This is a genomic window from Geminocystis sp. M7585_C2015_104 (assembly GCA_015295805.1).
Lineage (GTDB): Bacteria > Cyanobacteriota > Cyanobacteriia > Cyanobacteriales > Cyanobacteriaceae > DVEF01.
Window position 1 is genome coordinate 1 of record DVEF01000025.1, and the last position, 8,677, is coordinate 8,677.

Sequence of the window (8,677 nt, forward strand, 5' to 3'; positions counted from 1 at the left end):
ACTCCAATCCAGAATTGTATGTATCTGAAGAGGAAAAAAATTTCTACCAAAGTCTCAATCCCTCATACCCCACTCCCCAATCCCTAACCCCTAACCCCAGGGGGATGTTGTTGTCTCCAAAAGGCAGTCTAGCCATCGAAATCCATCATCCTCAATTCCCTACAGGCTTATTCACCTACAGCCTAACTCAAAGTCTTTGGCAAATCTACCCAGACAATCGCTATTTTGACTTAAAACCGATTCTGACGGCCAAAATTAGTTCCTATACTGGTAAACGGGAGAATATTGAATTATTGCCAGTTAACAAACTATCTTCCCCTCCCTACAATTTACCCCTAGATGCCTCCCATAGAGGTGACGCTGTGGTAATCAGTGTTAATCCCCCAGTGGTGGAGTTAGAGTTGGTGGGTTTGCCACTTTTGGTGTTATACAATTACCAATTAAGCTCTCGTTTTTACGTCTATGGGGATGTAGATTATCCGGTGGCAGAAATTCAAATCACATCCCTTTTGGCAAACAAAGCCAAAGGAATAGTTATAAAGGGTGACATCAATGCCATCCAGCCAGGATTAGTTTGTAGGGAGTCTGTTAGAGTCATTAGTGGCAACATCAAGTTGCATGTAGCCTTAGATGACAGTTTAGAAAAAATTGAAAAGGTTGACGCCACTGGCACTCTGAGTATAATCGAAGGACTAGAAATAACTAATTTGGGGGATAGCCTAGTAGACTGTATTCTGGGCAAATTTAGAGACGAAAAAAACACCATTAGTGGTTACGCCATATATTCTCCTGTGGGGGCATTATATGCCAACACCACCCCCCCCTTCCAGGAGGCAGTAGCCTCTGCCGTCAAACGTCTAATCTCCCCCTTAAGAGTTAGTCTGACTAGCAAACTGTTGCATCTAACAGAGAATCAGTTTTCCTCATCCCTCCCCCTCAACGTTTTCCTCAAGACGACTAATAATAATGATAAATCATCCATCACCTATTGCCAGTACACTGCCGGGAGTAAACTGTCGAGTAAACCCCTCTTCAAAACCACAGCCGACAATGTTTTAATTGCCATACCCCTGTCAGGGGAGATTGCCATCACCATCTCCAATGAGGCAGACTACCCCCTTTACTTTCTCCTTCTTGCCATCACCCCTTCCAGGAAAACAATCCTATACCACTGTCAAAGCAACCCCATTCAACCCCTAAGCCGTTTGACAATACCACAAACCCCCGGTCTTTTAAAATGGATAATAGATGGGGCCACAGGCATAGGGGAATTGTTTTTGGTATGCAGTAGGTTTCCCTTTAACAACACCCTGCAACAACTACAACAAACCAGCGACATTAAACCACAACCTGAGCAAATTTATGTATTAGAGCGTCCAGACAAAATAGCCCATCATATTGTAAAGGATTTAGCCAAAATCAGTCAAGGGGCGGGCAAATTAAATAACAACCCCGGCGATTCCTACTGGTTGGAGCTAAGCCAATGGGCCACTTTTAGACTAGTTTACACAACAGTGCCGTGATTGATGGTTGGCAACAGTAGGATTAGAAAATTCAATGGGAATCATTTGCCCTTGTTAAGCCTCAAGGAAAGTCAACAGGGGTTAAAATAGCAAGAACGATCACTGGTGTGTAAACGGGAGAAAAACCGGTTGGTAAAATGAATTCAGGAATTGATCTACAAGGAAGTTTTATTACCACCCTCAGCCAATGGGGATTATCTAGGGAAGTAGCCAAAATCCTATGGATGCCCCTACCCCTAATCCTAATGATAATAGGTGCCACCGTGGGGGTACTAGTAACCGTGTGGCTAGAAAGGAAAATCTCTGCTGCCGCACAACAGAGGATTGGCCCCGAATACGCTGGCCCTCTTGGTATACTACAACCTGTAGCGGACGGGATAAAACTAATATTCAAGGAAGACGTAGTGCCCGCCAAAGCCGATAGTTTCTTGTTTACTCTCGGCCCAGTAGTAGTTGTAATACCGGTGTTCTTGTCTTATTTGATCATACCATTTGGGCAGAATCTAGTGATAACAGATTTGAATGTGGGGATATTTCTATGGATTTCCCTTTCTAGTATAGCCCCCATTGGTTTATTGATGTCCGGATACGCTTCCAACAATAAGTATTCCCTATTAGGGGGATTAAGGGCAGCAGCACAATCCATCAGTTATGAAATACCGCTAGCCCTTGCCGTGTTGGCGGTTGCTATGATGTCTAATAGTCTTAGCACCATTGACATAGTGGAACAACAGTCCGGTTATGGTATACTCGGGTGGAACATCTGGCGACAACCGGTAGGCTTTTTAATATTCTGGATTGCCGCCTTGGCGGAGTGTGAGCGTTTGCCTTTTGACTTACCAGAGGCAGAAGAGGAATTAGTTGCAGGTTATCAGACAGAATATGCTGGCATGAAATTCGGCCTATTCTATGTAGGCTCTTATGTTAACCTCGTCTTATCATCTCTCATCTTTTCTGTATTGTACCTAGGCGGTTGGGAATTTCCCATACCCCTTTCCAGTTTAGCCAGCTGGTTAGGTGTCAGTGAGGATACTCCCTGGCTACAAGTCATCACCGCCTCTCTCGGCATCACCATGATGATTTTGAAAGCCTACTTTCTTGTCTTCACTGCCATTCTACTCCGTTGGACTGTCCCTAGGGTTAGAATAGACCAATTGCTAGACTTAGGCTGGAAATTCCTCCTCCCCGTCTCCTTGGTTAATCTTCTACTTACCGCCGCTTTAAAACTCGCCTTCCCCTTCGCCTTTGGCGGTTAATAGGAGGGTTTTGTATACAATATAAACCCCAACTGGGTAGGGACTACTCCTACCCAACCCCTTTACATTTCTTAACTTACTTGCCAAAAGGGCAGAGAGTTATGCTAGGACAAGACAAGAGGATGGACGGCGGGATACGCGGGGGGTTTGCCTTTCCCCTTTTTTATTAAGAAGAAATTTCAATAATTTTGAAGATGACAAAATGGCAAGTACCGTTGTTTTGGCTATATACTGGGCTAGACAGTTTTTTATGGAGCTGTTTAAGTAGGATTAGTAATTGTATCTACAAAAGGGGACTAAATTTTACCCTGGGCATGTGTTTTAGTGGGACAAAGAGGGACTAGGATTTAATAGGAAATAATCTCAACAAAATTTTTGGGAGGAACAACGCCTGCAGTATATATTGCCAACACTCCCCACGGGCGGCGGGAGGGTGGAATAAATTAAGAAACATCCACCCCCACCCAAACAGGCCCCACACTTTTATATGCCCCCTATATGTTAGCCCCTATCCCCTTCGACAAGAGGGAAGAAAGGAAGTTAAGAAGAGAGTAAATTTCAGATTCAAGGGTAAAATAGTGGACACAGGCGCGAATACAAGGGGGGTAAGAGAGAGTGCGAAGGAGAAAGCCGTTGCTTTCAAGGATTTGAACTATTTGTTTGGGATTGCCAGCGGGGAGATAAAAGGAGACTAAGCCGGAAAGAGGGGGGGTAGAGGGGTGGAGACAGCGAATACCGTTTATCTGTTGTAGTTTTGTCCAAAGAAGGTGGCTCAACTGTAAAATTCTCTCATATCGTTGCTCGACGGTGCCCCAGGATTGGTGGAGTTGGATAGCAGTTTTTAAGCCGAGAAAAAGAGGATAAGGGGAAGTGGCAACCTCATAACGGCTAGCAGACTCGAGAAAAGAAAGATGGGAGTTGGAGAAGTCTAAACCCCGCCAACCAATAAAAGTGGGTGCGATGAAGGGAATCAATTCTTGTCGAATATAGAGAAAACCAACCCCAGAAGGGCCACACAACCACTTATGCCCCGTGCCGGCGTAGAAATCAACTCCCTCCTCTGCCAACGAAAGGGGGATACTCCCAGCGGACTGTGCCCCATCGGCTAAAACATAAATAGGCTTGCGGCTATGGGGATACTGGTGACAAAGATTGACTATATCTCTGAGAGGCAACAAATGCCCGGTATTCCAAAGGATGTGACTTATAACTAGCAGACGGGTTTGAGGGGTAAGATAGGCAGAAATTGTTTCCAGAGGATTGTCTTGATGGAAGAGGGCTTTTAAAAGAGGTATAGTAGTGACTTTGACCCGAAAACGGCGACCAATTTCCTTTACAATGGCTACTATTCCCGGATGTTCGGCATCTGTGAGCAAAATCTCATCCCCTTCCTGCCAGTCTATCCCCCACAATACAATATTACAACCCTCGGTTACATTCTCCGTCAGGGCAACAGAATCCACCGACACTCCCAATTCAGAGGCAATAACCTTTTTGGTTTCATATATAGTCTCCTCCACCCACTTATTTCCCTTGATACTAAATGGGCCTATCTCTGCAATATAATTGTATGCAGAAGTTATAGAGGCAAGGGCCGCCTGGGGGAGAACACCCTGTCCGCCGTAGTTAAAATAGAACTTATTTTGTAAACCGGGGAATTGTTGTCGGTATGATGTCAAGTCTAACATAAGTGCCTATGTCCCCTCCCTAATACTATTCCACTGATTGGCGGCATCATTAATGGCTTGTTGGACAGTTTTTTGGTTTAGCATTGCCTGTTGAAGATTTTCGTATATAATCCTCTTCAGCTGTGCTAGGTTTTTGATGGGGGGAATTAGTACTTCAGCAGTTTCCAACTGTTGGGCACTAATTTTTCTAGCTTTTAGCAGCAGGTTGTCAGCATTATCACTTTTAGTCATTTCCGCCTCCAGATTTTTGATATACTGGCTAAGGGCTTGACGATGGGAAGGCAAAACGTTAGCCAGTTGACTGAATCGCAACTGGTTATCGCCGTTAGTGACAAAGAGGGCATATTGTAAAGCCGCCGAGGGATTTTTACTATCTTTAGGAATCACCAGATTCATTACTGCTACGTTGCGTTTACCTGTATCCCCTGTAATTTGGGGGGCAACATCAGACTGCTGATATATACTAGGGGCATTGTTAGCAATAATTTTCAAAAATTCAGCACCCGTGCCCAACAAAGCCAACTCGCCAGCTTGGTATAATTCTACGGCATGACGGTGTCCCTGGGTCAACACCTCTGGTGGTAGTAATCCCCTGTTATACAAATCTACCCAATAGCGAAAAACAGCCAATCCTTCTGGGGTATTAAACGCCGCTTTTCCCTCCTCATCCACCAATTTCACCCCCATTTGTATGAAGGATTGTAACACTTCATTGGAATCATTAGGCACAAAGGGTACAAAAAAAGCGTATTTGCCAGTCTTCTCCTTCACTTTTGCCGCCACGGTAGCCAACTGGGCAAAGGTTTGGGGTGGTTGTGATATGCCTGCTTTCTTCAGCAATTCTTTATTGTAAACCGTAATTGTAGTGGTTAAATACCAGGGTATTCCAAACACAATTTTTTCACAGTCAGGAGAACAAATTTTAATACTATTGGCCTCCCAAATTTTCTCCAAATATTGCTGCTTATATTGAGGAGACACCTCTTTGTCCAAATCCAACCATGCCTTCCTACTTGCGAGCGAAGCGGCAAAATCGGGGTTTAAATTCGCCACATCTGGGGCATTTTTACTGGATACCGCGGTCAAAATTTTGCTCTCCATGGCATTCCAAGGCACATCTACCCACTTCACTTTATAGGGGGCGTTTTTCTGTTCAAATTCTTGATTTAACTCTCTAAAATAGTCATTAAATTGGGGTTGTAGTTGCATTGTCCAGAATTCTATTTCCGCGTTACCCGGATTACCCCCCTGACAACCCACTAGCAGAGACACACAAAACCCCAACAGAAAGCAAAAGACAGACAGTAAAGATAAACCTCTTCTTGACATAACCTCTACAAAACAAAGGAATAAAGTGATACTACCAGATTATTGACTCGGAAATCTCGGGATGACAGACGAATCCGGCTATGGGAAAGTTTATGGCAATTTGTTAATTTCTCTTGGCAGTTTCCATAAGACAAAATACTATTAAAAAAAAGGATTTTTCTTTAGAACAAAAAAAAAGTTATTATTAGCGGGTTCATGGGGTAAAATAGTATCAGCTTTATAAAGTAAACGTATAAAATACGTAAAAACCCGGCGGAGGGAGGAAAATGTTAGGTTTTTTAGACAACCTGCTAGGTGGCAACAGGAAAGGGGTGGGGATTGAAATTGCCCCAGATAGAGTCTCTCTTGCCCAGTTGAGCAAAAAAGGACAACAATACAAGTTACTAAAATACCACAGTCTGGAAGTACCAGAAGAGATTTTCGAAGATGGGCAGATTGTAAATACCACCGCCTTGTCAGAGGTGATAGAAGAGTTGGTGAAGGAGGCAAGAGTAAAGCCAAAACAAATAGCCACGGCGGTGCCCATGAAGGATGTAATAATGAGAATAATCCCAATGCCAGCAGAATTGAATGATCAAGAATTAAGAGATGCAGTATTAAACCACGAAGCCCCACTATATTTGCCTTATCCCCGGGAAGAAGTAGACATTGACTATCAAAAACTGGGCTATTTTGTGGATGAAGACGGGATAGAAAAAGTACAGGTATTATTGGTTGCTACTAGGAAAGAAATTACGGATTTATACTTAGAGAGTTTCCAGCAGGCTGGTTTAACGGTAACAGTACTGGAAACCAATAGTTTCGCCCTCATGAGGCTTCTGAGGGAACAATTAAAACAGTTTGCGGCGGGGGAAGCAGTGGTACTAGTGGATATAGAATTCGACAGCACCGACATTGCCATCATATCCGAAGGAATACCCCAATTTACCCGCACTATCCCAATAGGAGTATATCAGATGCAAACCGCCCTAGCCCAGGCCATGAATTTGCCCGCGTCCAGAAATACAGAGTTGCTACAAGAAATCACTATCCCCAACAATCCAGAACAGGGGACGAGTATAAGTACTACAAGTAGTCAGACTTGGATCAACCCAGGCATGGACTCCCTCTTGAGGGTTTTAAACGAACTGGTGGACGAACTGAGACGCTCCATCAACTTCTACCTGAACCAGAGCAGTAACATTGAGGTAGTACAGATGTTACTGGCGGGGCAGGGGGCAGGTATAGCCCAAATTGATGAATTCTTCACCAGAAGGCTGAACATTCCAACAATACAGGTGGATCCGGTTTCAGCCATATCTGTTACCCTAAAACAAGAATTGTCACCCATGGAAAGGGCAGGATTGGGCACAGTACTAGGTTTAGGAATGAGGATGAGTTGACCATGTACAGTATTGACATAAACTTTCTAAGAGATCGCAAAGCGGAAACCATCACCACCACTGCCTTCAAGAAGAAGTCGGACACCACTATTAAGGAGCAACTCCCCATTTTAATAGGCGGTGGGGTGGGTTTAGCTTGTATTGCCCTGACAGGGGGAATTATACTTATCCTGGAACAACAAAAAACTGCCACTAAGAATGTTATTGACCAACTGGATGCGGAAATCCAAAAACTAACAGGACAAAGTCAAGAGGTAAAACAGATAGAAACAGAAATCGAGAGTGTTAATCGCGAAATTGGCACTTTAGTCAGTGTCTTTAATAATATAAAACCCTGGTCGGCAATATTGGATGAGATTTCCACCCTAACCCCTCCGGGAATCCAACTCAACTCTATAAGTCAAACGGAGGGGAAAAAACTCACTATTAACGGCAACGCCCTTAGTTATGAGCAAGTCAATGATTTCCTTCTGACTCTGAAAAACTCCCCTTTTCTCAATCCGGAAAATACAAAACTGACCACCAGCAGTCTGGGCAACAGTCCCAATGCCGCTAGTGAGGCAAGTCAGGCCACTGACCAGCAACAACAAGTAGTATTGTTTACCATAACCACAGAGATTGCGGACAGGCCCGCCTCACAATTGCTGGCCTTCCTAGAAAGAAGGGGCGCCATCGGCCTAGTGTCCAGAATCAGCGCCTTGCAGAGAAGTGGTATATTACAAAAAGCTACATTTGTAGAACAAAGTAAGGAAGAAAATAAGGAGAAAGGAGAGAAAAAATGACCACATCCTTTACCAGGACAGAGTTTGAGCCCGAGCAGGAGGGTTTTGAGACGGGGCCAGAGTATCCCAAAGCTTTTGGGATTACTTTCACCCCCAAAGTAACAGGCATAACCCTAGGAGTCGGGGGATTCCTGTTGGCCGCCTATTTTTTTTTAAACCAGGCAATACCCCGGTGGGGTGAGTTATCACAGTTAAACCAACAAAAACAAGAAAAAGGGGAACAACTAAAGCGACTAAATACGGGAGAAATGGAGCAGATAATTGCCCGCAAGAGAGCCGAATTGGAGCAGGTGAAGGCCTTAAAAGAAGATTTATTCAAGTTCTTCACCGAGGCTAAGTAAATAGATACCCTGTTGTTGGATGTGAGCGCCCTTGCCAGACGCTCACAAGTCCAATTAAATAGCTACGTGCCAGCCGGGGAGAAGGCCAAAATCACCGACAACAGCCTGGGAGATGCCGCAGCCAACAACATAGCAGCCCAAACTTTTAATCTGGACACTGAGGGCACCTTCACCCAACTGCAGTCCTTTCTTCGGGATTTGGAGCGACTACAGCCACTGTTGGTGGTGGAAAACTTCAATGTCAGTGTCTCCCAGCTGCCTAAACTGAAAACCACTATGGCCCTAAAAGCTATTTTCCCAGACTTGCAACCCCCTGCCACGGAAAATCAGCAACAACAGGGGCAACAACAGCAACAACAACAGGGGCAACAGCCCC

At 44.5% G+C, this 8,677-nt stretch carries 8 protein-coding genes; 6 read left to right on the forward strand and 2 right to left on the reverse strand.

The window, feature by feature from the left end; all coding sequences use genetic code 11:
* Positions 1-1,523: caspase family protein (locus IGQ44_02995; GenBank protein ID HIK36944.1), on the forward strand; the 1,523-nt coding region annotated here is incomplete at its 5' end.
* A gap of 137 nt (positions 1,524-1,660) precedes the next feature.
* Positions 1,661-2,779: an NADH-quinone oxidoreductase subunit NuoH gene (gene nuoH, locus IGQ44_03000; protein HIK36945.1), complete on the forward strand. Its 1,119-nt coding sequence runs from the start codon at positions 1,661-1,663 to the stop codon at positions 2,777-2,779.
* 494 nt (positions 2,780-3,273) lie between these two features.
* Here nuoH and IGQ44_03005 read toward each other — a convergent pair whose 3' ends face one another.
* Complete coding sequence (locus IGQ44_03005) at positions 3,274-4,467, reverse strand: aminotransferase class V-fold PLP-dependent enzyme (protein HIK36946.1); 1,194 nt, start codon at positions 4,465-4,467, stop codon at positions 3,274-3,276.
* A gap of 6 nt (positions 4,468-4,473) precedes the next feature.
* Positions 4,474-5,796: a sugar ABC transporter substrate-binding protein gene (locus IGQ44_03010; GenBank protein HIK36947.1), complete on the reverse strand. Its 1,323-nt coding sequence runs from the start codon at positions 5,794-5,796 to the stop codon at positions 4,474-4,476.
* 266 nt (positions 5,797-6,062) lie between these two features.
* Here IGQ44_03010 and pilM point away from each other — a divergent pair, with 266 nt between their 5' ends.
* From pilM to IGQ44_03030, 4 genes are all read left to right on the forward strand, one after another.
* A complete protein-coding gene (gene pilM, locus IGQ44_03015; protein HIK36948.1) occupies positions 6,063-7,178 on the forward strand; it encodes a type IV pilus assembly protein PilM in 1,116 nt (371 codons plus the stop codon).
* Between the two features lie 2 nt (positions 7,179-7,180).
* On the forward strand, positions 7,181-7,960 hold the full coding sequence (locus tag IGQ44_03020; protein HIK36949.1) for a PilN domain-containing protein: 780 nt from the start codon (positions 7,181-7,183) through the stop codon (positions 7,958-7,960).
* A complete protein-coding gene (locus IGQ44_03025; protein HIK36950.1) occupies positions 7,957-8,301 on the forward strand; it encodes a hypothetical protein in 345 nt (114 codons plus the stop codon). Before IGQ44_03020 ends, IGQ44_03025 begins: the two co-directional genes overlap by 4 nt.
* A 12-nt stretch (positions 8,302-8,313) precedes the next feature.
* A partial coding sequence (locus IGQ44_03030; protein HIK36951.1) for a type II and III secretion system protein occupies positions 8,314-8,677 on the forward strand: 364 nt, incomplete at its 3' end.